Consider the following 22827-nt stretch of genomic DNA (forward strand, 5'->3'; position numbering starts at 1 on the left):
GCACCCTCCGCACAAAGCGCCCGTATGTTCGGACAGGCCTCCGGGGAGCGGGGCGCTCCGGATAGGCTGGGCGGATGACGCGAGCCGAGCAGCCAGCCGAGCAGCAGGCGGTCGTGAGCACCGCCTCAGAGACTGCTTCAGACTCCGACGCATCCGACGCACTTGCCGCGGATTCCCGTGAGCGCGCGGTGCGCGCCCTGCTGCGCTTTCCTCCGCTGAGGTGGCTGTGGAACGCCCAGGTCGTGGGCGGGATCGGTGACTCCGTCGCCGTTCTTGTCCTGCTGCTGCTGACGCTGCAGGCCGCCGTGCCGGCGGGCACCTTCGGGGAGGGCTACCGCGGGGCGGCCTTCGCCGTCGCCGCCGTGCTCGGCGCGCGGGTCCTCGCCACGCTGCTCTTCGGCGCCGTACTGCTCGGTCCGCTGACGACCCTCACCTCGTCCAAGGGGCCGCTCGACCGGCGCTGGACCATGATCGGCGCGGACGGGCTGAGGCTTGCGCTCCTCATCGTCGCGCCCCTGTGGATCGACTGGACCCCGGACAACGCCCCGGCGGTTCTGCTGGTCACTGTCTTCGTGACAGGCGTCGCCGAGCGTTTCTGGACCGTCGCCCGGGACGGCGCCGCTCCCGCGCTGCTCCCGGCTCCGCCGCTGGAGGGCGCGGCCGTGCGCCCGCTGCCGGATCACCTGGACGCGCTGCGCAGGCTCTGGCTGCGTACGGGCTTCGCTGTCATTCCCGCCGGGGCCGCGGTCCTGCTGGTGGCCACGCTGATCGGCATTCTGCTCGGCTCGGGCATCGACTGGTTCTCGCTGCACCAGGCGGCCCTCGGTTCGTATGTCGCGGCCGGTCTTTTCGCCGCGTCCGTGTCGACGCTGTACTTCGTCGAGCTGCCCGGCTCGCAGACCCCGCGGCCGCGCTCGCCGCTCGAAGGGCTGCGCCGTCCGTCCACCGGTAACGGCCTGGACAAGGGGCGTACGGGCGCCATACCGCTGTTCGTCCTCGCCTGCGCGTCGGTCGCGGCCGCGATCGCTTCCGCCGTTGCCGTCTCCGTACTGCACGCCTTCGACCTCGGCGGCGGCCCCGCGGCCTTCGCGCTGCTCGTGCTCGCGCTGACCGGTGGCGCCGGTCTCGGCATCCGTGGCGCCGCGGCCGTACTGCCCACGCTGTCGCGCCGTCGGCTGCTTGCCCTCGCGCTCGCGGTCACCGGCATCGCGCTGCTGGCCATGGGTCTGGTGCCCGACACGGCGAGCGTGCTGTTCATCGCGGTGCTGGCCGGTCTCGCGGCCGGTGTCGCCGCCGGCATCGGGCACGACCTGATCGACCAGGAGGCCGAGGACTTCCGGCGGCCCCGGATCACCGAACACCTCCAGGCGGTCGTACGGGTCGCCATCGGGCTCGGCGCGCTGGCGGCCCCGCTGCTCGCCGCGGCGATCGGGCCGCACCGGCTCGCCAGCGGGGACTTCGTCTTCGCGCACGGCGGCGCGGCGTTCACGCTGATGCTGGTCGGTGCGCTGCTGCTGCCCGTGGCGGCCATAGTCCTCGCCAAGACGGATGACCGGTCCGGTGTGCCGCTGCGCCGCGATGTCGGCGACGCGCTGCGTGGCGGGGCGGACCCGGCGCAGGCACCGTCCCCGACCGGGTTCTTCATCGCCATAGAGGGCGGCGACGGGGCCGGGAAGTCCACGCAGGTCGAGGCGCTCGCCGAGTGGATCCGGACGAAGGGCCACGAGGTTGTCGTCACGCGTGAGCCGGGGGCGACGCCGATCGGGAAGCGGCTGCGGTCGATCCTTCTCGACGTGTCCTCGGCGGGGCTCTCGAACCGTGCTGAGGCACTGCTGTACGCGGCGGACCGGGCGGAGCACGTCGATTCGGTCGTACGGCCCGCGCTGGAGCGCGGCGCCATCGTCATCTCGGATCGCTATATCGACTCGTCGGTCGCCTACCAGGGTGCGGGGCGCGATCTGTCGCCGACGGAGATCGCCCGTATCAACCGGTGGGCGACGGACGGGCTCGTACCGCATCTGACGGTGCTGCTCGACGTGTCCCCGGAGAGGGCGCGGGAGCGCTTCACGGAGGCGCCGGACCGGCTGGAGTCGGAGCCCGCGGAGTTCCACCAGCGGGTGCGCGCCGGATTCCTGACGCTGGCGGCGGCGGATCCGGGCCGGTATCTGGTGGTGGACGCGGGGCAGGAGCCGGAGTCCGTCACCACGGTTGTACGGCACCGGCTCGACCAGATGCTTCCGCTCTCCGACGCCGAGGTGAAGGCGCAGGCGGAGGCGCGCAAGGCGGCCGAGGAGGAAGCCCGGCGCAGGGCCGAGGAAGAGGCCGCGCGCAAGGCGGAGGAAGAGCGGATCGAGCGCGAGCGGCAGGAACAGCTCGCGAAGCTCCGCGCCGAGGAGGAGGAGCGCAAGCGCCGCGAGCTGGAGGAGGCGCGGCAGCGCGAGGCCGAGCGGCAGGCGGAGGAAGCCCGGCGGCGGGCGGAGGAAGCGCGGCGGCTCGCCGAGGAAGAGCGGGCGCGGCGGCTTGCCGAGGAGAAGGCGCGCCGGGAGGAAGAGGAGCGGCGGCGCCGGCAGGCGGAGGAGGAGGCCCGGCTGCGGGCGGAGGCGGAAGAACGGCGCCTCGAGAAGCAGCGCAAGGCGGAAGAGGCGCTGCTGAGGGCGGAGGAGGCGCGGCGGGCGGAGGAGGCGGCGTCTGCTTCGGCGTCAGCGGCTTCTGCTTCCGCGGCTTCGGCTTCGGCTCACGATGTGACGGTGCCTACGCCGGTGGTCGCGGCGTCGCCGGATGAGGTGACGCAGGAGGTACCGGCTCCGGCGCCGGGGCCGGCGGCTGATGAGACGGCCGTGCTGCCTCCGGTACGGGACGCGGGCGCGGACGAGCGCACCCGGGAGATTCCCCAGGTCGACCCGGACTCGGGCCGCTCGCGCCGCCGCTCGGACTGGGCGGAGGAAACGCCACTGGACGACCTCCCGACCTTGGCGGACGAACTGCTGGGCCCGCACGAGGACGACGAGAACGGCGGCCGGGGGCGGCGCTGAGGGGTGTGGGTCTGCGGGTCTTTGGGGTTGCCCGGTGCCGTGTCGGTGACCGTCTGGGGGCCGCTCCGGGGTTGCGCCGGGACTGCATGATTTACGGCGCGTCTCTGGCGTGACGGTGTGTGCGGGCGTCCCTGCGCCACAAATCACCTTTTACGTCCCGGCTCCACCCGCTGCGCGGCCCCCTTCTCGTGAACCCAGGCCGGTGCCCCGGTTCGGGAAGGGGGGAGGGGACAAACCCCAGCCTGCATCCCACTGTCAGACCCCTCCCCCACAATGGAGTCCCCATCAAGAAAGGCGGGTGACGGCCCATGACCGTATGGGACGACGTCGTCGGTCAGGAGCGCGTTCATGCGCAGCTCTCCGCCGCCGCTCGGGACGCCGACGCCCGCGTCACCGCCGAGGCTCGCGGGGAGCAGCCGCCGGACGCGTCCAAGATGACGCATGCCTGGCTGTTCACCGGGCCGCCGGGGTCGGGGCGGTCCACCGCCGCTCGGGCGTTCGCCGCGGCGTTGCAGTGCACCAGTCCCGACCGGGCTCTGGGCGGGGCGCCGGGCTGTGGGTTCTGCGACAGCTGTCACACCACCCTCGTCGGTACGCACGCCGACGTGCAAGTGATTCGTACGGACCTGCTCTCCATCGGCGTCAAGGACACCCGCGAGCTCGTCCGCCGTGCCCAGCTCTCCCCGGCCGTCGGGCGCTGGCAGGTGATCATCCTGGAGGACGCCGACCGCCTCACGGAGGGCGCGGGCAATGTCCTGCTGAAAGCCGTCGAGGAGCCCGCCCCCCGCACCGTGTGGCTGCTCTGTGCGCCCTCCATCGAGGATGTGCTGCCGACGATCCGTTCCCGCTGCCGGCATCTCGTCCTCCGTACGCCACCGGTAGCCGCCGTCGCCGACGTGCTGGTCCGGCGGGACGGGATCGAGCCCGATGTCGCCATGTCCGCGGCCCGCGCAACGCAGGGGCACATCGGCCGGGCCCGCCGCCTGGCGACGGACGAGCGGGCCCGGGCCCGTCGGGCGACCGTGCTGAAGATGCCGTTGCGTGTCGAGGACATCGGCGGTTGCCTCAAGGCCGCGCAGGAGCTGGTCGACGCCGCAGCCGAGGATGCCAAGCAGGTCGCCGAGGAGGTCGACGTCAAGGAGACGGAGGACCTGAAGGCGGCTCTCGGCGCGTCGGCCGGGGGGCGGATGCCGCGGGGGACCGCGGGGGCGATGAAGGAGCTGGAGGACAGACAGAAGCGCCGCAAGACGCGTACGCAGCGCGACAGCCTGGATCTCGCGCTCACCGATCTGACCGGCTTCTACCGCGATGTGCTCGCCCTCCAGATGGGTTCGGAGGTCGCGCTCGCCAATGTGGATGTAAGGGACTCACTCGACCGGATCGCCCGCGCCTCGACGCCCGAGGGCACCCTGCGGCGGATAGAGGCGGTGGTCGCCTGCCGTCAGGCCCTGGACAGCAATGTCGCGCCGCTGCTGGCGGTCGAGGCGATGGCTGTGGCACTGCGCGCGGGCTGAGCGGCTCAGATGTTGACCGGCTCACCCGTAAGGGCATGGGCAGGCACGGCCCCCACCCTGCGACTACGCTCCGAGGATGGACACCAGGCGCCTGCTCCGCACCTCCGCCCTCGCGCTGGCCACGGCCGGTCTACTCATCTCCGGCTGTACGGGCGGGAGTTCGTCGCCGAGTGCGTCCGCGTCCGCCGCACCCGGCCGGGCCGCCCCCGCCGCCGCGCTCAAGCCCTACTACGAACAGCAGTTGAAGTGGCGGCCGTGCGGTGTCCCCGGTTTCGACTGCGCCACGATGAAGGCCCCGCTGGACTACGCCGCGCCGGGCGACGAGTCCGTGAAACTGGCCGTCGCCCGTAAGAAGGCCTCAGGGCCCGGCAAGCGCCTCGGCACGCTGCAGGTCAACCCCGGTGGCCCCGGCGGATCCGCCGTCGACTATCTCCAGGGGTATGCGGGCATCGGCTACCCCGCCCCGGTCCGCGCCCGGTACGACATGGTCGCCGTCGACCCGCGCGGTGTGGCCCGCAGCGAGCCCGTCGAGTGCCTCAGCGGCAAGCAGATGGACGCGTACACCCAGGTCGACCAGACGCCCGACGACGCCGCCGAGACGGCTCGCCTCGCCACGTCGCTGAAGAATTTCGCTGCGGGCTGCAAGGGGCGTTCCGGCGACATCCTGCCCCATGTCTCGACCGTCGAGGCAGCCCGTGACATGGACATCCTGCGCGCCGTGATGGGCGACGAGAAGCTGTCGTACGTCGGGGCTTCCTACGGCACCTTCCTCGGCGCGACCTATGCCGAACTGTTCCCCGACCGCGTCGGCCGTCTCGTCCTCGACGGCGCGATGGACCCCTCGCTGCCGGCCCGTGAGATGAACCGCGACCAGACCGCGGGCTTCGAGACCGCGTTCCAGTCCTTCGCAGGGGACTGCGTCAAGCGGAAGGACTGCCCCCTCGGAACCACCTCTGCCGCGGACGCATCGGTCCGGCTCAAGGCCTTCTTCTCCGCGCTCGACGCCAAGCCCGTCGACACCGGCGAGAGCCGCAAGCTCGGTGAGTCGCTGGCCACGACCGGAGTGATCGCCGCGATGTACGACGAGGCCGCCTGGCCCCAGCTCCGTGAGGCCCTCGCCAACGCCCTGGCCGGGGACGGTGCTTCCCTGCTCACGCTGGCCGACAGCTACTACGAGCGCGAGGGTGACGGCACCTACGCGAACCTGATGTACGCCAACGCGGCCGTGAACTGCCTTGATTCGCCGCCCGCCTTCACCGCCCCCGAGGCGGTGGAGTCCGCACTTCCGGAGTTCGAGAAGGCCTCGCCCGTCTTCGGCAGGGGCTTCGCCTGGGCCTCGCTGAACTGCGCGTACTGGCCCACCCCCGCGACCGGCACGCCGCAACGCATCGAGGCGAAGGGCGCGGCCCCGATCGTGGTCGTCGGCACCACCCGGGACCCGGCCACCCCCTACAAGTGGGCGCAGGGGCTGGCAGGGCAGTTGTCCTCCGGGAGTCTGCTGACGTACGAGGGCGACGGCCACACGGCGTACGGGCGGGGCAGCGACTGCATCGACACGGCGATCAACACCTACCTGCTGGAAGGCACGGTTCCGCCGGAGGACAAGCGCTGCCGCTGAGCCGCTGCCAGTGGCCCGCGGTCGCCTTGAAGCCGCGGGGCACCAGCGCGTCCCTTCGGGGCAAAAAGAAACAGTATGCCGGATATGGCCCACCTGGGCCAGTATGCGGGGATCCGCTGCGAGGCATGCGCGTCGACAGAGCGTTCCGGGTGGCCCGGACGTGGTTCGGGGCACCTGAAACAACCCTGTAGACTTGGCGCCGCTGCTGATGCGAACGTGTCTTCGTCAGGACGCGTATATCCGCAGCTTGCCGCCTTAGCTCAGTTGGCCAGAGCAACGCACTCGTAATGCGTAGGTCTCGGGTTCGAATCCCGAAGGCGGCTCAGGTGAAGCCCAGGTCAGACCCATTCTGACCTGGGCTTCTGCGATTTCCGGCCTGATGGTTGGTCGCTTTGGGGGCGTTGGCCTGCGAAGGGCAGCGCAAGGGGAGCGCATGTGCGGCCACCGGTCGCCGGTTGCCTGCGTCGACAGCGTCTTGGTGGTCGGAGGAACGCAGCCGGGGCTGGGCGATATCCCAACACCGCCCAGCACGCGACCTCGAGACCCATCAGCACCGCTCCGCGACCATGATCCATCTCGCCAGGGCCGACCCCGGTCCTGCGAGGGCCGTTACCTCGGCGATGACCGGACGGCGGGTCAGGCCGGCGTCGTCGTCGCCCCCGTGCCGGCACCTGCGTTCAAGGCCGAGGCGGACTCACCTTCCGTCGAAGGAGCGATGGGCGGCCTCAATGAGAGGCGCGTACTCCACCGACCAGTCGACGATGTCCCGGACGATCTTGAGAAGGCCCTCACCTAACGGCGTCAGCAGATACGTCACCTGAGGTGGCCGGCTGTCGAGAACCCGGCGCTCGACGAGTCCGTCCCGCTCCAGCCGGACCAGGGTCTCGGAGAGGACCTTGGCCGAAACGTTTCCCACGGATGTCTTGAGGTCCGAGAAACGTGTGACCCCCGCCGCAATCTCCTGGCACGCGAGCATCGTCCAGCGTTCGCCTATGCGATCCATGATCTGACGGGCAGCGCATTCTCCTGCCACTTTCACTTGTCCCCCCGTGGGTTTGCTGAGTTACCGGAAAGTAACTATATGGCGGCGAGGTTCCTTGATCACGGTGAAGTGGCACGCGTGTTCCCCTCAGGATGGTGGCTCATCGAACGCCATTGCGAAGGGAACGCCATGCCGACCTCACCCGAGAAAGCCATCGAGTCGCTCAGCGCAGCTGCCCAGGCGACCCCGGCCTGGGGCGTCGCGGGTGCCACCGTGCGCTTCGTCATCAGCGGCCCGACGGCCGACGTGACCCTCGACCCGCAGGGGCAGGTGACCAATGCCACCCCCACCCACGTACTGCGGATCAGCTGGGCTGATCTGCAGGACATCGCCGCGGGACGGCGCAGCTTCCTCAGGTCCGTCACCGGCCGGCGCCTGTCCGCCCACGGTCCCGTGATGCAGACCTTCGCCTTCGGCCAGGCTCTGTCGACCTTCGCGCTCGAACGCTGAACTGCCGCCCCTGACGAGGAGATTCTGTGACTGCTATGCATTCCCCCGCCGACCACCCGCTGCTCGACAGCCACGAGGCGGCCGTCCTGCGGTCCGTGGTGGAGTTCGCCCGTGAGGTGATCGCTCCGGGTGCCGCCGAGCGCGACAGTATCGAGAAAGGGCAGGTGGACTGGGAGACCGTTCGTGCAGGTCAGCAGATCGGTCTGTTGCGCATGGCGATGCCCCGCGACCTTGGCGGCCTCGGCCTGAGCCAACTCGCCGTCGCTCTCGTCCTCGAAGAGCTGGCCGTCGCCGACCCCGGCATGGCGCTGGTCTTCGGTGCCACGGGTCTGTTCCAGACACCGATCCTGCTCTCCGGCAACGCCCGCCTGCAGGAGCGATACCTGCCGGCGTTCCTGGGCGACGAGCCGGTCCTTGCGTGCAACGCGGTGGCTGAGCAGCTGAACGGCACGGACCTCGTCCTGCCGCAGCATGCCCCGTTTGCGCAGAACATGACCAGCGCGAAGCTCTCGGGCGACACGTACCTCCTGAACGGCACCAAGCGTTACATCACCAACGCCCCGGTCGCCACCTACGCCACGGTCCTGGCGAACCTCAACGGTTCGCCCGGCTCGACCGGTCTGACGTGCTTCGTCGTCGACCTGGAGCAGGACGGCGTCACCCGCGGCGAGATCCACGACAAGGTCGGCTACCGCACCGCCCCGGCCGGCGAACTGGTCTTCACCGACGCCCGGGTCCCCGTGGAGAACGTCATTGGCGACGAATACGGCGGCTGGGACCTCAATGCCGCGGTCGGCAACGTGACCCGCGTGACCTGCGCGTCGGTCTCCACCGGCATAGCCCGGCACAGCTTGGAGCGCGCCATGGCGTGGTGCGGCGAGCGCAAGCAGGGCGGCAAGATGCTGTACGAGCACCAGATGTCCGCGCGCAAGCTCGCTGACATGGCCGCCCGTGTCTCCGCGTCCCGGGCGCTGTACCTCGACGCCGCCGTCAAGGCGGACAACGTCATCCCGACGCCCGCGTACGAGCCCGCGGTCGCCAAGCTGGTCGCGGACCGCGCCGCCATCGACAACGCCGACGCCGCCATGGCCCTGATCGGTGCCCAGGCGTTCCAGCGCGGCGACGGCATGGACCGTGTTCTGCGTGACGCCTACGGCCCCCGTATCTACGAAGGCACCCCCGAGGCGCTGGCGCTCGTCATCACCGGCGAGCTGTTCGACGTGTCGGAGACGCGATGACGGCAGCGGCCGCCGACCGGTACAAGGACGAGCTCCTGCGCGACCGTCACGGTCTGGAACTGCCGGACCTGGAAGGGGCGTTGACCGGCAATCCCGTCTTCCGGGCAGTCAGCCCGGAAGGGCTGCTGGTACTGACCTTACGCGGAGCGCAGCTGCCGACCCAACTGCTGGATCGGGTCTACCGGTTCCGCCTCATGCAGTACCTGCAACGCGGTTGGGCCAACGCCGCGGTCGTGGCGGAGCGTGGCCTGCGCGTCGAGCCGTACGACGAGGTGGCCCTGCGGGACTTCCACACCCTGGTCGTCGAGGCGGACACCGGGCGGCTGCGCGGCTACGGCACCCTGGCTGCTGCCCGCGATCTGGGCGAGACCGTGCTCGGCGACCCCGGCCACCGGCCGTTCGTCATTGAGCGGGACTACGGCTTCCGGCTGGCCGACCACCTGGGAGCCGCGACTTCCTCATCCCTGGTGTGGGAGGGCAAGCGCCTGGTTCGCGACTACGCGATGCCGAGGTCGCAGGCCGCGGTCTCGGTCCCCTGGTGGGTCTACCTTGCCTGGGCGGCCGCCTGCGCGGAGGTCCTCTCCCACGAGAACGGGGCGGTCGTCGGCGACGGAAAGTCGGACGGGGCCATCCATCAGCTGCGGCTGCTGGGTTTTGCCGCCCAGAGGCTGGATCTCGCGTCCCTGCCGCCGGACCCCGCTGATCTGTTCGCCCCTATGTGGAGCCAGGAGGAACGCTCGTACCCCTTCATTCTCCGGTACGCGGACACCCTGAAGCCGACGCTGGCCCACCTCGAAGAGGTGCTCATGTCGGGACAGGACGGTTCGGTGCGTGCCCGGCTCGTCGAGTTCATGGAGGCAAGGGCATGACCCTGCTGGACGTGTGCACCACAGAACAGGCGCGGGAGCTCGGCGAGGAGGCCTTCTACGCCTCTCTGACGCAGCGCAACAAGGGGCTCGTGTCCGCCGCGCTGCAGCGGAAGATCCGCGACGCCCGCCTGCTGATCGCCGGCTGCGGCTCCATCGGCGGCGCCACCGTACAGCCGCTCGGCCGCATGGGATACCGGCAGTTCGTGCTCGCGGACGTGGGGATGTACGAACTCAACAACCTCAACAGGCAGAACGCCACTGTCGACGATCTCGGCCAGAACAAGGCGTCGGTCGGTGCCCGTAACCTCCGCGCGATCAACCCGCACATCAAGGCGGAGGTCGTGCCCGAGGGGATCACCGCCGCGAACGTTGCGGCGCTGGTCGCGCAGGCGGACGTCATTGTCGACGGAGTCGACGTGACCACGGCCTCGGGTCTCGCCGCGAAGGTTCATCTGCACCGGGAGGCGTGCCGGCAGCGCAAGCCGCTGGTGACGGCCTGGGACATGGCGGGCATGCTCGCCGCTCAGTGCTTCGACTACCGGGTGGTCAGGAGCATCTTCGACGGGCAGTTGATGCCCGGTGACGAGGACCGGCTCGGTACCTGGGAAGTCATCTTCCGCATAGCCCCGCGCGGTTACATCCCCGGCGAGATGTACCGCGAGCTCAGGCGGGGGCTCAGTGCTCCGGACTACAGCGTCCCCCAACTCGTCGAGGCAGCCACTCAGTTCGGTGCGCTGGTCGCGCACATGGCCAATGTGCTGGTCGACGGGCGCACCCTGCCCCGTACCGTCGCGGTCGACATCCACCACGTCACCATGACGCGCGGGCGCCGGGTCGTCGACCACCTCGCGCGGCAGTGGGAGCGGGCCCGCTTCCTGAGGTACCTGCCCCCGGCGCAGGCGTGGAACGGGTTCGCCCCCGGCCCGGCCTATCGGGCCGGCCGCCGCTTCTCACTTCGTACGTCGTGAATGGCACAGGAGAGAAACGTTACATGAGCAAGGAGTTCACCTACGCCGATGCCCGGCTCGGGGGCATCGCGCTGACCAATGACGATTCGGAGCGCATCGCGCAGTCGGCGATGGCGGTCGCGGGGACGTACGAAGGGTGCTCCCTGCACGACACCGACCTGCTGCACGCCGTCGAGCTGGCGGCGGCCGCTCTGCCGGCGTCCGTGCGGCGGGAGTTGATCTCGTTCCGGGACAACGGCAACCCGAGCGGCTGCCTGCTGCTCACAGGTCTGCCGATCGGCGAGCTGCCGCCGACGCCCGACCGGACGGAGGACGAGCCGCCGTGGACGCGGATTCCCGTGGCGACGCTCGCCCAGCTCATGGTGATGTCCGTGCTGGGGCGCTCCATCTCGTACAGCGACGAGAAGGGCGGCGACCTGGTGCAGGACGTCTGCCCAAAGCATGGGGCGGAACGGCGCCAGGAGAACAGCGGCTCCGTCCTGCTGGAACTGCACACCGAGGACGGCTTCCACCCCTCCGCCCCCCACTTCCTGAGCCTCATCTGTCTCAGGGCAGACCACGACGGGGTCGCGGCCACCGTCACGGCCGGGATCGGCGACGTCCTGCCCTCTCTGGACGCTGAGACGGTGGCGGCGCTGCGCCGCCCCGAGTTCAGAATCCGCTTCAGCACGTCGTTCGTGCAGGACGAGTCGGCAGAGGTGCTCACGCCCCTCATGCCGGTGCTCTCCTCCGGGCCCGGATGCCCCGATCTCCGTGTCGACTTCAATGCGACGATCGCGACGACACCGCCGGCGCAAGCGGCCCTGGACCGGCTCGAAGATGCGATGCTGCTGTCGCTCAAGGGGCTGGTCCTTCAGCCGGGCGACCTCGTGGTCATCGACAACCGTCGGGCGGTGCACGGTCGCACCGACTTCACGCCGCGCTACGACGGCGACGACCGCTGGCTGCGACGGTCGTTCGTCGTCACGGACCTGCGCCCGGTCGGCGGCCGGCTTGAACAGGGCCGCAGTCACAAGCCCGTGACCCAGAAGCGCGTTCCTGCGCAGGAACGGCCGCTCACGGCCGTCTGACCTTGGCGCGCAGGCGTGATCCGGATTCCGGCGGGGCTGAGGACGATGCTCTCAGCCCCGCCGTCCGGCCCCGCTGACGACGGGGGATTTTCCGTCAGACGGGGAGTCGGGTTCGGACAGGGGATCCAGGTCGGGGAGGGGCCGGGACATCAAGGCGCGCGCGTTCGTGCTTTCTTCGGCCAGCTTCTCCAGCACGCCTTCCACCTCGGCGGCTGCCTTCTGGAACGCCTTGCGACCCGCAGGAGTGAGCCGTACCTGGGCGCCCCGGCCGTCGCCCGGTGACGGCTCGCGGTCCGCGTATCCCTCTTTGACCATCTGGGCCAGGAGCCGGGACACCTGCGGCTGGCTGCGGGAGGCCCGTGCGGTGAGCTCACCGAGGCGGATCCAGCCGTCCGTGCGCCCCATCACGTCCATGATCTCGTAGGCGCCTACGCACAGCCCGTGCCGGTCGGCCAGCGTGTGCTCGATCGCCTGGTTCATGCGCGTGCAGATGCGTACCAGGGACAGCCACTGGTCGCCGAGAGGAGTGTTCGCCACGCCTCGCAGTCTAGGATGGCGAACCGGCCTTGTCTATACATTCGCATGAATATAAATTGCTCACCGAAAGGAGACAACGATGACTGAGGCGATCTCCTCTATGGAGACAGAACAGAAGCAGGCTCAGGCGTCCTGGACGCCGATGGCCGTGGTGGGTGTGGCCCAGCTGATGGTCATGCTGGACTCGACGGTGGTGAACGTCGCGCTGCCGTCGATCGGTGCGCAGCTCCCGGCGGACGCATCGGCCCTGCAGTGGACGATCAGCGCGTACGTCCTGATGTACGGAAGCCTGCTGCTCTTCGGCGGCCGGGTGGCTGACGTGCTGGGACGGCGCCGGTCCTTCCTGACCGGACTGGTGGTCTTCGCGGCCGCGTCGGCCCTGTGCGGGCTGGCGGGTAGTCAGAACATGCTCGTCGCCGGGCGTGCGATTCAGGGCGTGGGCGCGGCACTGCTCTCCGCGTCGGCGCTGTCGATCGTGCTGGCGGTGTATCAGATCCCGCAGCAGCGGAAGATCGCACTGACGGCCTGGAGCGGACTGGGCGTGCTCGGCGCGACCATTGGCGTCGTCCTGGGCGGACTCATCGTGACGGCGGTCAGCTGGCGATGGGCGTTCCTCATCAACATCCCGGTCAGCTTGGCCGCCGGCGTCGCGGCGCTGCGTTCCCTGCCCGCCTTGTCCGCCACCGGAACCCGCAGCCTGCGCGTCCCCACGGCCGCGCTCGCCACAGCGGGCCTGGCCTCCCTGTCCTTCGGCCTGATCCGATTCCAGGACGGCACGACCACAACCGCGTGGGCCAGCATCGGACTGTCTGTGGTTCTCCTCGGCGTACTGACCGCGCTGGAACTCGGCAAGTCCGACCCGCTGCTGCCGCTGCACCTGCTGCGCATCCCGACGTACTGGCTCAGCAGCATCGGCCTGCTGCTCGCCGCCGCTGTGATGATCAGCAGCTCCTACCTGGCGAGCATCTTCTTCCAGCGCGCCCACGACATGAGCGCCTTCGCCGCCGGCCTCGCACTGCTGCCGATGGGACTGGCGTCGCTGGTGGTCGCCTTCGTCGTACCCAAGCTCGTCGGCGCCTTCGGCCCCGGCGGTGTGTATCTGATGGGAGCCACCGCCCAGCTCATCGGCACCGGGGTGCTCGCCACCGGGACGTCGAGCACCGCGCTGACCATCGTCGCGCTCGCCGTCATCGGAGCGGGCCTGCCGAGCTGCTTCGCCCCCCTGTACGGCATCGGCAGCTCCCACGTCCGCATGGAGGAGTCGGGCGTCGGCTCCGGGCTGCTGAACACCTTCAACCAGACCGGCTCGGCCCTGGGCATCGCAGTGATCGGCACGATCCTTGCGACCGTCGCGACCGACCGGAGCGAGGCGGGCTCGTCCGCCGCTGACGCGACCACCGCGGGTGTCGGCCAGGGCTTCCTCGCCCTCGCGGTCTGCGCGGTCCTCGCCGTCGGGGTCGCGCTCCTCCTGCGCGGACTCACCCGCGCGCCCAAGCCGGCCACCCAGCAGTCCTGAAGGGACCTTCATCATGACCACGACCAGCAGCCCGTCGGCCGCTCCCGGAGCGGTCGCATCCGATCCGGTCGAGGAGGCCATCGAGCGCTCGCGCAGCAGGGCAGACGATGTCTCCAAGCAACTGGGGATCTTCGTCACCCCGCTGCACGACGAAGCCTTGCGCGCCCACCGCGAGAATCCTCGCCGGGGTCCCCTGACCGGGGTGACCCTCGGGGTGAAGGACATCGTCTTCGAGTCCTCGGCCCCCACCACGGGCGGCAGCCACGTGTCCCTGGCCGACTGGCCGCAGGGGCAGTCTGAGGCCACTGCGGTGACCCGGCTCAAGGATGCAGGGGCGGTCGTGGTCGGCAAGACCGCCACCCTGGAGTACGCCCTCGGTATCCAGGACGGCACTGGCGCCGGGCCCGTCAGCCGCAACCCCTGGTCGCCCGACCGCTGGGCCGGCGGCTCCAGCGCCGGATCCGGCAGCGGCGTGGTGACCGGCTGCTTCGACGCCGCCATCGCCACCGACACCACAGGCAGCCTGCGCATCCCCGCCGCGTACACCGGCACGACCGGCCTCAAGGCCACCCGGGGGCGCGTGCCGACCTCGGGCGTCTACCCGCTGGCGTCGTCCCTCGACACGGTCGGGCCCGTCGCCGGGTCGGCCGACCTGTGCGCCCGGCTGCTCCAGGCCATGGCCGGGCCCGACCCGCGAGACCCGTGGGCTTCGTCCACCCCGGTCGGGGACTACGTCGCGGCCCTGGACGCGGACGTGTCCGGATTCCGGATCGGCGTGGACATGCTTGCCGAGCACGCGGACGGTGGCGTGGACCCGGCCCAGCCGGGCGTCTTCGAGCAGGCGCTGAAGGACCTGGAGTCCCTCGTGCTGAGCCGCTCCTCGGTGACCGTCCCCGCGTACCCCATGCTCAACGTGGTGGGGAATGTGATCATGCTCGCCGAGGCCCACGAGGTGCACCACGACGCACTTGTGGAGCACTGGGCGGAGTATGGGCGAGGAGCCCGCTGGGTGTTCTCCGCCGGCGAGTCGATCTCCTCCCGTGCCTACCTCCGGGCCCAGCGCGTGCGCGACGCGCTCACCAGGCAGGTCGAGGCGATGTTCGACGAGATCGACCTGTTGGTCGCGCCGACCTGCCACCTCGGCGCGCCGCCCCTGGACAGGATCCACCCGCTGGATCCGTCCACATACCTTGCTTCCATGCACACCACGGCCTGGAGCGTTACCGGGCATCCGGTCGCCGTCGTGCCGATCGGCTTCACTGGGGAGGGCCTGCCCCTGTCCATGTCGATAGTGGGCCCGCACTGGGCGGAGGAGCGGGTCGTCGCCCTCGCCGCCGCGTTCCAGCGCGTCACCCACCACCACCAGCAGCGCCCCGCCGCGCCGAAGGAGTCACGATGAGCATCAGCCAGCTGCACGACTTGACGGAGGAGGACCACGGGGCGGTGTCCGCGGCGTCCCACGTGGCAGAGCAACTCTCGGTCGCGCTGGCCCAGTTCCCGTGCGACGTGACCCACGTGATACGAGGGGCGCTGGCCCCGCAGGACACCCCGAGAGCCTGAGGCCGAGCACAGATGCCCGGAGGGCGAGGCATTCCCGGGCATTTGTGCCGCCTCCCCTCGGCTCACGGCAAGAACGAATCGCGGCCAGGGGAGCGCAAGGGGGACCGCCGGGCACAGCTCGGCATGATCTCTGGTGGCCTCGTCATGCGTAGGTCTCGGGTTCGAATCCCGAAGGCGGCTCAGATGAAGCCCAGGTCAGTCTCCACTGACCTGGGCTTCTTGTCTGGGGCCGCCGACGCGCGAGCAGGTCCCAGCAGGGACCAGCTTCGGTCGTCGCCCCAGATCGAGGACGCGTCCACATACGGCCGCAGCAGCGCCGTCAGCTCCGTGTCGCCCCGGCCGTTGAGCTCGTCGGAGGCTATTTTTCGCGCTACTCCGGCCAGGAAGTCGGCCAGCTGTACGCGCGGATCCGAGCGGGAATCGACGAGCCTCACACTGGTCAATCGGCATTGTGGCGACCGGAGATGCTCCTTGAGCCATGCGATGCGCTCTTCCGTCAGCGCGTTCTGCTCGTCGTGGACGAGGGAGATGGGCTCTCCGCCCTCACCCCAGTAAGCGACCGTCCGGACGACGGCAGGAATGAGGGGATCCAGCGCCGGAATCATCGCCGGATTTTCCAGGGTCTGCGCCCAGAAAGAGTCGGCGCGAGGACGGGCCTCGCGAAGCAATTCCATGATGTCGCCGACTCGGTGGCCTGCGGTCGCGGGTCGCAGGGCGTCCACCAGCTGGAAGAACGACTCGACCGGCGTCCTCGCGTCCCAGCGGTTCTTCGTGCGCATCAGGTTGTTGGACGACGACAGGAAGGCCTGCCACTGTTCGGGCCCGAACGTGAGGGGTCCCTCGCGGTAGAGGGTGAGAGCCATGGCGCCTGCCGGCCGGCCGTTCTCCCCGACGAGGAGGTCGACGAGCCGGCCGACGACGAAGAATGCCTTGTCGGTCAGATGGACATTGGCATTCCCATGGATCGGCCCCGACGGGCCCAGCATCCATTCAAGGGTCGATCGATGTTTGCCCCGGAGCAGATGATTCGCCTTGTATTCCTCCGCCGGGGAGCGGATCCTGTTCCGTATTTCCTGGATGGAATCCGCCGCCGGTCCAAGGGGCAGGTGCACGCCGGCATGGGCGAACACGTCGGTGTTTCCGCCGATGAGATTCTCCCCGTCGGAACCGGACTCGTCGCAGAAGACTTCCACCCTGACCAGTGTTGGCGATCCGTGCGGCATGCACCACAGGTTTTCGTACCCCTGGTTCGGCTCGTACCCCTTCCGACGGCTTCCTCGTGTGTCCGGCGGTCACAATCCTCCGCCGCGTCGTGTCATGGCAGTGCACGTACGAACTGAGCACAAGAAGCACAGGAAGCACGAGGAGCACGTCATGAACGAAGGCATCAAGACGATCATCTACCCCGTCAAGGACATCGAGCAGGCCAAGGCCCGCTTCACCGAGCTCCTGGGGGTGCAGCCGCTGATGGACGAGCCCTATTACGTCGGCTACCGCGTGGCCGGCCAGGACGTCGGCCTGGACCCCAACGGCCACAGCCTGGGAATGACGGGTCCCGTCGCCTACTGGCACGTCGACGACCTCAACGGCAGGCTGCAGGCTCTCCTCGGCGCGGGTGCGGAAACCCTGCAGGACGTGAAGGACGTCGGCGGCGGCAAGCTGACCGCCCTGGTGAAGGACGCTGACGGCAATGTCGTCGGTCTTATCCAGGAGGCCTGACGGCGCGCGGCCCGGAGCCGCGGAACGGGCCCGCAGCCCAGAGCCGCGGAACCGGCCCCCAGGCGGCCCGGTCAGTGCACCTGTTTCGTGCCGACCGGGCCGCCTCGTCGGCCGTCAGCCGCTCAGGACCTCCAGGTCCAGCCGGCCCAGGCCCTCAGGGTCGGCCAGGATGTCGATCGCGATGATCTTTCCGTCGGCCGCGATCGTGAAGCCGAAGACCACCCGGGGCTGTCCGCCCGGGGCCCACACCAGGCCCGCGCCGCCGTTGATGAGCGCCGGCTGTGCGGCCTGCGCGCGGCCCGAGAAGGTCTCGGCCACCGCCTGGGCGCCGCGCGCCGCGCCCGCTCCCGACAGGACGGCCGCGCTGTCGGCGCGCAGGACGACATCCGGGTCGAGCAGTGTCAGCAGTGCGTCGAAGTCGCCGCCGCGCGAGGCGGCGAGAAAGGCGTCGACGACTTCGCGCTGGCGGGTGACATCGGTTTCGGGGGCTGTCTCCGCGCCCTGGACCCGGCGGCGCGCGCGGCTGGCGAGCTGGCGGGTGGCGGCGGGGGTGCGCTCCACGATGGGGGCGATCTCGTCGAAGGGCACGGCGAACATGTCGTGCAGGACGAACGCGAGCCGTTCGGCGGGCGCCAGGGTGTCCAGTACGACGAGCAGCGCCAGGCCGACAGAGTCGGCGAGCACAGCCTGGTGCTCGGGGTCGGCGATGTGCTCGCGGTCCGCAACCGGGTCGGGCCGGTGCGTGTCCCAGGGGTCCTCGCGCCTGGTCGCGCGCTTGCGCAGCATATTGAGGCACATCCGCGCGACGACCGTGGTGAGCCAGCCGCCGAGGTTCTCCACCTCGCCGGTCTCGGGGCGGCTGAGCCGCAGCCAGGCTTCCTGGACGGCGTCGTCGGCTTCGCTGGACGAGCCGAGCATGCGGTAGGCCACCGCACGCAGCCGGGGGCGGTGCTCCTCGAAGCGCTCCGCCAGAAATTCGTTCTCGTCCATGGGACACATTCCTTTGTCGCTACGTGTCACAGGAGTGACCCGTGAAACAGAGCCGATGTGACAACTATGGGCACAGGGCCCCAGCCGCGCGTGGGAGGAATCGTGAAGCAGGGGGACGATGGGCCCCGATACGTCACAGCTGGACGAGCGCCCACACTCCCGCACCGGCCACCGCCGCGACGTATGCTGCCGACGCCGCCCGCACCACCCTCTCGCGGGTCGTCCCCGGCCACGACGTGAACGCCAGCACGCGGGCCAGGACCGGCAGGACCAGGATCGCGTGGAGTGAAACCCCGTGCAGCGGCTTCAGGGCATGCGTGGAGTGATACGCCGCCTGCTGGCTGTCGGCGCGGGTCACCACGACTCCGTACGCGATCATCGCCGCGCCCGACAGCAGGCCGACGAGCAGCACGGCGAAGCCCGTACGCAGCGCGAGTGCCATGCCCGCCGGGCCCTCGGGGCGGTGCCTGAAGGAGGCGATCGCGAACGTCGTCAGGATCACCACAAGCAGCACCCCGCCGACCGCGAGTGCCGTGGCGACCGCGCTGTCGAAAGGGGTCTCGCGGTTGAAGTGCGACGGCACGCCCCGCCAGGCCTGGACGGTGATCCCGGCGACTTCGACGACGCAGTCGGCGGCGAAGAGGGCCAGCAGTACGGAGCGGACGCGGCCGCCGATCCGCAGATACGACGTCACCCAGGTGATCGCGATCAGCGTCAGGCCGAAGGAGACCCCGAAGGTGAAGGGCTTGCGCCAGGAGACCGGGCCCGTCCAGGGACCGCCGTCGACGAAGAAGACCACCAGGTGGAAGAGGCCGGCGGCGACCAGCGCGGCGCCGGTCCCGTAGCAGAGGGTTTCGGCGGTGCGCGGGCCCGTTCGCCGGGGTGTGAGGGCGTGCCGGAGGTCTGCGGTGGTCATGCGGGAAGCATCCGCCGGGACGGGGTTCGACCGCGTCGTCCCGGCGGAGACACCCCTCGTACGACCAGGGGAGTAGCGAACGGCCAAGGGCCGTGGCCTGCTGCGGATCCGGCCGCGCCGGCGACACTCCCCCGAGTGTGGCTCTCCACGCCGAGCACCAACGGGGCCGGATCCGATGCATCGATCCAAACAGCCACCTCCAACAGATCGCTAACATGTGGCCAACGCTTGGCTCATTAACGACTGGCCGGGCGGTTGGCTCAAGGACGCGCGGGAGGTAGTGGATGCGGTTCGGGCTGCTCGGCCCCCCGGCCGTGCACGACGCCGACGGTCGGCCGCGCCCCCTCAGCAGCGCCAAGGTCCGTGCCCTGCTTGCCGCGTTGCTGCTGCGGCCGAACCGCGTCGTCCCCGTCGACGAGCTCAAGACCGCGCTCTGGGCCGACGAGCCGCCCGCGTCCGCCCACGCCTCCCTCCACAACCATGTGACCCGGCTGCGCAGACTCCTCGCCGAGGACGGCCGGCTGCGGGCCGTGCCGCCCGGCTATCTCCTGCGGGTCGAGCCGGGCGAGCTGGACACCGAGGTCTTCGAGGAGCAGGCGCGCACCGCCCGCGCCGCGCACGCCCGTGGCGACTGGGACACCGTCGCCGGGGCCGCCCGGGCCGGGCTCGCGCTGTGGCGCGGCAGTCCGCTGGCCGGGCTCTACGAACCGGACGAGGGTGTGCCCGCCTTCGTGCAGCGGCTGCGGGAGTCGCAGCTGCTCATGCTGGAGTGGCGCTACGACGCAGAGCTGGAGCTCGGCCGCCATGACGGGCTCGGTCCCGAACTGGCAGCGCTGGTCGCGGAGTTCCCGCTGCGGGAGGCCTTCCACCGGCAGCTGATGCTGGTCCTGCACCGGACCGGCCGGCAGGCGGAGGCGCTGGCCGCCTACCGGTCGCTGCGCAGCACGCTCGTGGAGGAGCTGGGCGTCGACCCGGGCCCTGCGGTGCAGGAGGCCCACCAGGAGGTGCTCCGTACGCCAGCGGCCGCGCCCGTGCTGCGTGCATCCGCGGCCGCGTCCGAGTCGCGGCCGCCGCGGCCCGCCCAACTGCCGCCCGCTCCCGGCCACTTCACCGGCCGTGACACGCTCGTCGCCGAGCTGCGAGCCGCCCTCACGCAGCACGCCACAAGCCCCGCCGTCGTCTCCGGGATGGCCGGAGTCGGCAAGTCCGCCCTCGCCGTGCATGTCGCCCATGCGCTGCGCGACGAATTCCCCGACGGGCAGCTCTACTTCAACCTGCACGGCGCCACCCCGGGCGTCACCCCGCTCGACCCCGGCCAGGCACTCGCCGCGATGCTGCGCGACCTCGGCGTCGACCCGCGGCAGATTCCCGACGACATGGACGCGGCATCGGCCCTGCTGCGCTCCACCCTCGCGCCCACCCGGACCCTCCTCGTCCTCGACGACGCGGCGTCCGCCGCGCAGGTGCGGCCGCTGCTGCCCGCCGGGCCCGGCTGCGCGGTCGTCGTCACCAGCCGTTCCCCGCTGACCGCGCTCGACGGCGCCGCCCGCTTCCCGCTCGCGCCTCTGACGGCCGAGGACAGCGGGACGCTGCTGCGGTCCGTCTCGGGACGCGGCCTCGACGAGGGCCTGGAGCGGCTCGTCGAACGCTGCGGCCGGCTGCCGCTCGCGCTGCGCGTCGTCGCGGCCCGCCTCGCCGCACGGCGCGCGCTCTCCGCCGACGTGCTGGCCGGGCTGCTCGACGCGGAGGCGGGGCGCCTCGACCATCTCGAGTACGACGACCTGAGCGTGCGCGGCTCGCTCGCCGTCGCGTACGACGGGCTCGACGCGGATGCCGCGCTCGCGCTGTGCCGCCTCGGCGCGGTGGACCTGCCCGAGTACGGCGCGCCCGCCGTCGCCCGGCTGATGGACACCGACGAGCGCCGCGCCGCCGCCGCCCTGGACCGGCTCGTCGATGTGGCCCTCCTGGAGGAGGTCTCGTACGGACGCTTCGTACCGCACGACCTCGTACGGGACTTCGCCCGGGAACTCGCCGAACGGGACGAGTCCGCCCGGTGCCAGGCCACCGAACGTGTCCTGCGCTGGTATGCCGAAGCCGCCCGCCAGACAGGCGTCGCCCTGCTCCCGCGCGGACCGGAGGCCGAGTTCCGGCTTCCCCTGCCGATCGGCGAAGCCGAGCCCTTCGGCACCGCCGAGAAGGCGCTGGCCTGGGGCGATCTCGAACTCGCCAATATCGTCGCGCTCACCGAGCGGTACGCGTCCGTGCGGTACGCGCCCGTCTCCAAGACGGTCCTGCTGCTGGTCCGGGCCTGCTTCACCTACCTCCAGCACCGGGGCAGGCCGCGCGAGCTGGCCGCCCTCAACCGGACGGCCCTGGACGCCGCGCGTGCCTCCGGCGACCCGGCGGCCGAGGGGCACGCCCTCAGCGACCTCGCCGGCATGAACTTCCTCACCGGCAGGCCCGAGCGGGCCCTGCCACTCAACGAGGAGGCGATCGCCGTCTGGCGCGCCCTCGGCAACGAGCGCCGCCTCCAGCGCAGCCTCGGCAATCGCGGCATGCTGCTGGAGAGCCTCGGCCGCCACGAAGAGGCAGCGAAGGCACTGGAGCTGAGCCTCACATACGCGCGCAGGCTCAGTGACGCGCACGCCGAGGCGATCGTGCTCAGCCACTTGGGCAATCTGTACGAGCACACCGATGCCCGTGCCGCGATCGCGTACCACGAGCGCAGCCTCGCCGCGGGGGTGCGGCTGGCGAGCGAGATGCTCCAGGAGACCGCGCACTGCAATATCGGCTACGCCCATCTCACCCTCGGCGAACCGGCCGCGGCGGCAGCGCACTTCGACGAGAGCCTGCGCATCCTCGGCGACGACGGCCACTGGCACGGCCAGTCCCAGACCCGCGTCGGCCGCATCCGCGCACTGCGTGGCCTCGGCCGCACCGAGGAGGCCGCGTGCGAATGCGCGCTGCTGCTGGAACGCGCCGAGTCCCGCGCCGACGCGTACATGGTGGGCCTCGCCCGGCACCAGCGCGGCCTGCTGCTGCACGCACAGGGGCGGGTGGACGAGGCGCGCGAGCAGTGGCGGCAGGCGGTGGCGACGCTGGAGGCGTTCGACGGGGCGTACGAGTCGACGCTGGGGGAGTTGCGGGAGCTGCTGGGAAAGCGGTCCGTGTCCGCGTGAAACATTCCGCCGGTGCCATCGCGTCAGAGAGGTGAAGGTCGGGCACGAGAACGGGAGAGACATGAGACGGTCCCGCACGGAGGACTTCCGGGAGTTCGCGGCCGGGCGCACCAGTCACCTCTTCCGCTCAGCGTGCCTGCTGACCAGTGGTGACACTCATCTCTCCGAGGACCTCGTCCAGGAGACCCTCGGCCGGATGTACGCGCTGTGGGGCCGTATCTCGCGGATAGACAACCCCGCGGGCTACGCCCAGACCGTTCTCGTACGCACCTTCCTCACGCATCAGCGGCGGCGGTCCGCCACGGAACGCCCGCTCGGCGAAGTCCCAGAAAGTGCTCTGCAATCCGGTGACGACCCGGTGCTGCGCCTCGCGCTGCTCGGTGCGCTCGGGCAGCTCGCGCCCAAGGACCGTGCCGTGGTGGTGCTGCGGTACTGGGAGGACCGCAGCGTCGAGGAGACCGCCGACGCCATGAAGGTCAGCTCTGCCGCCGTACGCACCAGATCGACGCGCGCGCTCGCGAAGCTCCGGGAGCAACTGGGCGGAAGTCTTGCCGAGTTCGCCGCCCACTAAGGCTCTCTGTCCTCTTATCGACCCAGAAGTGGTGGTTC

At 70.6% G+C, this 22827-nt stretch carries 19 protein-coding genes and 1 tRNA gene; 15 read left to right on the plus strand and 5 right to left on the minus strand.

Annotated elements, in window-relative coordinates; translation table 11 throughout:
• Positions 1 to 74: 74 nt before the first annotated feature.
• The 4 genes from tmk to ABZS64_RS15950 all read left to right on the plus strand — a co-directional run bounded on the left by tmk (position 75) and on the right by ABZS64_RS15950 (position 6487).
• The gene (gene tmk / locus ABZS64_RS15935; RefSeq protein WP_355828963.1) at positions 75 to 3032 is read left to right on the plus strand and encodes a dTMP kinase; all 2958 of its coding nucleotides are present in this window, start codon (positions 75 to 77) and stop codon (positions 3030 to 3032) included.
• Positions 3033 to 3340: 308 nt separating this feature from the next.
• Positions 3341 to 4546 (plus strand): DNA polymerase III subunit delta', encoded by a 1206-nt coding sequence (locus tag ABZS64_RS15940; RefSeq protein ID WP_355828966.1) that lies wholly within the window; start codon positions 3341 to 3343, stop codon positions 4544 to 4546.
• Between the two features lie 76 nt (positions 4547 to 4622).
• Positions 4623 to 6164, plus strand: coding sequence for an alpha/beta hydrolase (locus tag ABZS64_RS15945; protein WP_355828969.1), 1542 nt, complete (start codon positions 4623 to 4625; stop codon positions 6162 to 6164).
• A 249-nt stretch (positions 6165 to 6413) separates the two neighbouring features.
• Positions 6414 to 6487 (plus strand) — tRNA-Thr (locus ABZS64_RS15950).
• A gap of 371 nt (positions 6488 to 6858) precedes the next feature.
• On the opposite strand, the gene ABZS64_RS15955 is transcribed toward ABZS64_RS15950, so the two are convergent.
• Complete coding sequence (locus ABZS64_RS15955) at positions 6859 to 7167, minus strand: helix-turn-helix domain-containing protein (RefSeq protein WP_355828972.1); 309 nt, start codon at positions 7165 to 7167, stop codon at positions 6859 to 6861.
• A gap of 168 nt (positions 7168 to 7335) precedes the next feature.
• Between ABZS64_RS15955 and ABZS64_RS15960 the strand changes: the two genes are divergently transcribed.
• Genes ABZS64_RS15960 through ABZS64_RS15980 form a run of 5 tightly spaced genes read left to right on the plus strand, consistent with a single transcriptional unit; the run spans position 7336 to position 11801 of the window.
• Positions 7336 to 7656: a hypothetical protein gene (locus ABZS64_RS15960; RefSeq protein WP_355828975.1), complete on the plus strand. Its 321-nt coding sequence runs from the start codon at positions 7336 to 7338 to the stop codon at positions 7654 to 7656.
• 35 nt (positions 7657 to 7691) lie between these two features.
• Positions 7692 to 8894 (plus strand): acyl-CoA dehydrogenase family protein, encoded by a 1203-nt coding sequence (locus tag ABZS64_RS15965; RefSeq protein ID WP_355829256.1) that lies wholly within the window; start codon positions 7692 to 7694, stop codon positions 8892 to 8894.
• Positions 8891 to 9763, plus strand: a complete 873-nt coding sequence (locus tag ABZS64_RS15970; RefSeq protein ID WP_355828978.1) for a hypothetical protein — start codon at positions 8891 to 8893, stop codon at positions 9761 to 9763. Before ABZS64_RS15965 ends, ABZS64_RS15970 begins: the two co-directional genes overlap by 4 nt.
• A complete protein-coding gene (locus tag ABZS64_RS15975) occupies positions 9760 to 10731 on the plus strand; it encodes a ThiF family adenylyltransferase (RefSeq protein ID WP_355828981.1) in 972 nt (323 codons plus the stop codon). The genes ABZS64_RS15970 and ABZS64_RS15975 overlap by 4 nt, the downstream gene beginning before the upstream one ends.
• A 23-nt stretch (positions 10732 to 10754) precedes the next feature.
• Positions 10755 to 11801 (plus strand): TauD/TfdA family dioxygenase, encoded by a 1047-nt coding sequence (locus ABZS64_RS15980; RefSeq protein ID WP_355828984.1) that lies wholly within the window; start codon positions 10755 to 10757, stop codon positions 11799 to 11801.
• 51 nt (positions 11802 to 11852) lie between these two features.
• On the opposite strand, the gene ABZS64_RS15985 is transcribed toward ABZS64_RS15980, so the two are convergent.
• Positions 11853 to 12338 carry a MarR family transcriptional regulator gene (locus tag ABZS64_RS15985; protein ID WP_355828986.1) on the minus strand — a complete coding sequence of 162 codons (486 nt, stop codon included), beginning with the start codon at positions 12336 to 12338 and terminating at the stop codon, positions 11853 to 11855.
• A 79-nt stretch (positions 12339 to 12417) separates the two neighbouring features.
• On the opposite strand from ABZS64_RS15985, the gene ABZS64_RS15990 reads away from it, so the two are divergent.
• The 3 genes from ABZS64_RS15990 to ABZS64_RS16000 are packed head-to-tail and all read left to right on the plus strand — an operon-like array spanning position 12418 to position 15414.
• Complete coding sequence (locus ABZS64_RS15990; protein WP_355828989.1) at positions 12418 to 13854, plus strand: MFS transporter; 1437 nt, start codon at positions 12418 to 12420, stop codon at positions 13852 to 13854.
• A 13-nt stretch (positions 13855 to 13867) separates the two neighbouring features.
• Positions 13868 to 15253: an amidase gene (locus ABZS64_RS15995; RefSeq protein WP_355828991.1), complete on the plus strand. Its 1386-nt coding sequence runs from the start codon at positions 13868 to 13870 to the stop codon at positions 15251 to 15253.
• Positions 15250 to 15414 carry a hypothetical protein gene (locus ABZS64_RS16000; protein WP_355828994.1) on the plus strand — a complete coding sequence of 55 codons (165 nt, stop codon included), beginning with the start codon at positions 15250 to 15252 and terminating at the stop codon, positions 15412 to 15414. The genes ABZS64_RS15995 and ABZS64_RS16000 overlap by 4 nt, the downstream gene beginning before the upstream one ends.
• 179 nt (positions 15415 to 15593) lie before the next feature.
• Here ABZS64_RS16000 and ABZS64_RS16005 read toward each other — a convergent pair whose 3' ends face one another.
• On the minus strand, positions 15594 to 16607 hold the full coding sequence (locus ABZS64_RS16005; RefSeq protein WP_355828997.1) for a DUF3800 domain-containing protein: 1014 nt from the start codon (positions 16605 to 16607) through the stop codon (positions 15594 to 15596).
• Positions 16608 to 16788: 181 nt separating this feature from the next.
• On the opposite strand from ABZS64_RS16005, the gene ABZS64_RS16010 reads away from it, so the two are divergent.
• Entirely contained in the window at positions 16789 to 17133 is a 345-nt protein-coding gene (locus ABZS64_RS16010) for a VOC family protein (RefSeq protein WP_355829000.1), read from the plus strand.
• A 114-nt stretch (positions 17134 to 17247) separates the two neighbouring features.
• On the opposite strand, the gene ABZS64_RS16015 is transcribed toward ABZS64_RS16010, so the two are convergent.
• Both ABZS64_RS16015 and ABZS64_RS16020 read right to left on the minus strand, forming a co-directional pair.
• Positions 17248 to 18123 (minus strand): sigma-70 family RNA polymerase sigma factor, encoded by an 876-nt coding sequence (locus ABZS64_RS16015; protein WP_355829003.1) that lies wholly within the window; start codon positions 18121 to 18123, stop codon positions 17248 to 17250.
• A 133-nt stretch (positions 18124 to 18256) separates the two neighbouring features.
• Positions 18257 to 19039, minus strand: coding sequence for a hypothetical protein (locus tag ABZS64_RS16020; RefSeq protein WP_355829006.1), 783 nt, complete (start codon positions 19037 to 19039; stop codon positions 18257 to 18259).
• A gap of 284 nt (positions 19040 to 19323) precedes the next feature.
• Here ABZS64_RS16020 and ABZS64_RS16025 point away from each other — a divergent pair, with 284 nt between their 5' ends.
• Both ABZS64_RS16025 and ABZS64_RS16030 read left to right on the plus strand, forming a co-directional pair.
• Positions 19324 to 22218, plus strand: a complete 2895-nt coding sequence (locus ABZS64_RS16025) for a BTAD domain-containing putative transcriptional regulator (protein ID WP_355829009.1) — start codon at positions 19324 to 19326, stop codon at positions 22216 to 22218.
• A 61-nt stretch (positions 22219 to 22279) separates the two neighbouring features.
• A complete protein-coding gene (locus tag ABZS64_RS16030; RefSeq protein WP_355829012.1) occupies positions 22280 to 22789 on the plus strand; it encodes a SigE family RNA polymerase sigma factor in 510 nt (169 codons plus the stop codon).
• Positions 22790 to 22827: the final 38 nt, after the last annotated feature.

The sequence above is a fragment of the Streptomyces sp. NPDC005408 genome, assembly GCF_040606445.1.
In the GTDB taxonomy this organism is placed as follows: Bacteria; Actinomycetota; Actinomycetes; order Streptomycetales; family Streptomycetaceae; genus Streptomyces.

Coding starts and splice junctions, on each gene's coding strand:
- ABZS64_RS16030 (WP_355829012.1), top strand. CDS start 22,280: ATGAGACGGTCCCGCACGGAGGACTTCCGGGAGTTCGCGGCCGGGCGC.
- ABZS64_RS16010 (WP_355829000.1), top strand. CDS start 16,789: ATGAACGAAGGCATCAAGACGATCATCTACCCCGTCAAGGACATCGAG.
- ABZS64_RS15995 (WP_355828991.1), top strand. CDS start 13,868: ATGACCACGACCAGCAGCCCGTCGGCCGCTCCCGGAGCGGTCGCATCC.
- ABZS64_RS15975 (WP_355828981.1), top strand. CDS start 9,760: ATGACCCTGCTGGACGTGTGCACCACAGAACAGGCGCGGGAGCTCGGC.
- ABZS64_RS15990 (WP_355828989.1), top strand. CDS start 12,418: ATGACTGAGGCGATCTCCTCTATGGAGACAGAACAGAAGCAGGCTCAG.
- ABZS64_RS15940 (WP_355828966.1), top strand. CDS start 3,341: ATGACCGTATGGGACGACGTCGTCGGTCAGGAGCGCGTTCATGCGCAG.
- ABZS64_RS16000 (WP_355828994.1), top strand. CDS start 15,250: ATGAGCATCAGCCAGCTGCACGACTTGACGGAGGAGGACCACGGGGCG.
- ABZS64_RS15960 (WP_355828975.1), top strand. CDS start 7,336: ATGCCGACCTCACCCGAGAAAGCCATCGAGTCGCTCAGCGCAGCTGCC.
- ABZS64_RS16020 (WP_355829006.1), bottom strand. CDS start 19,039: ATGACCACCGCAGACCTCCGGCACGCCCTCACACCCCGGCGAACGGGC.
- ABZS64_RS16025 (WP_355829009.1), top strand. CDS start 19,324: ATGCGGTTCGGGCTGCTCGGCCCCCCGGCCGTGCACGACGCCGACGGT.
- ABZS64_RS15955 (WP_355828972.1), bottom strand. CDS start 7,167: ATGGATCGCATAGGCGAACGCTGGACGATGCTCGCGTGCCAGGAGATT.
- ABZS64_RS15945 (WP_355828969.1), top strand. CDS start 4,623: ATGGACACCAGGCGCCTGCTCCGCACCTCCGCCCTCGCGCTGGCCACG.
- ABZS64_RS15970 (WP_355828978.1), top strand. CDS start 8,891: ATGACGGCAGCGGCCGCCGACCGGTACAAGGACGAGCTCCTGCGCGAC.
- ABZS64_RS16015 (WP_355829003.1), bottom strand. CDS start 18,123: ATGGACGAGAACGAATTTCTGGCGGAGCGCTTCGAGGAGCACCGCCCC.
- ABZS64_RS15965 (WP_355829256.1), top strand. CDS start 7,692: ATGCATTCCCCCGCCGACCACCCGCTGCTCGACAGCCACGAGGCGGCC.
- tmk (WP_355828963.1), top strand. CDS start 75: ATGACGCGAGCCGAGCAGCCAGCCGAGCAGCAGGCGGTCGTGAGCACC.
- ABZS64_RS15980 (WP_355828984.1), top strand. CDS start 10,755: ATGAGCAAGGAGTTCACCTACGCCGATGCCCGGCTCGGGGGCATCGCG.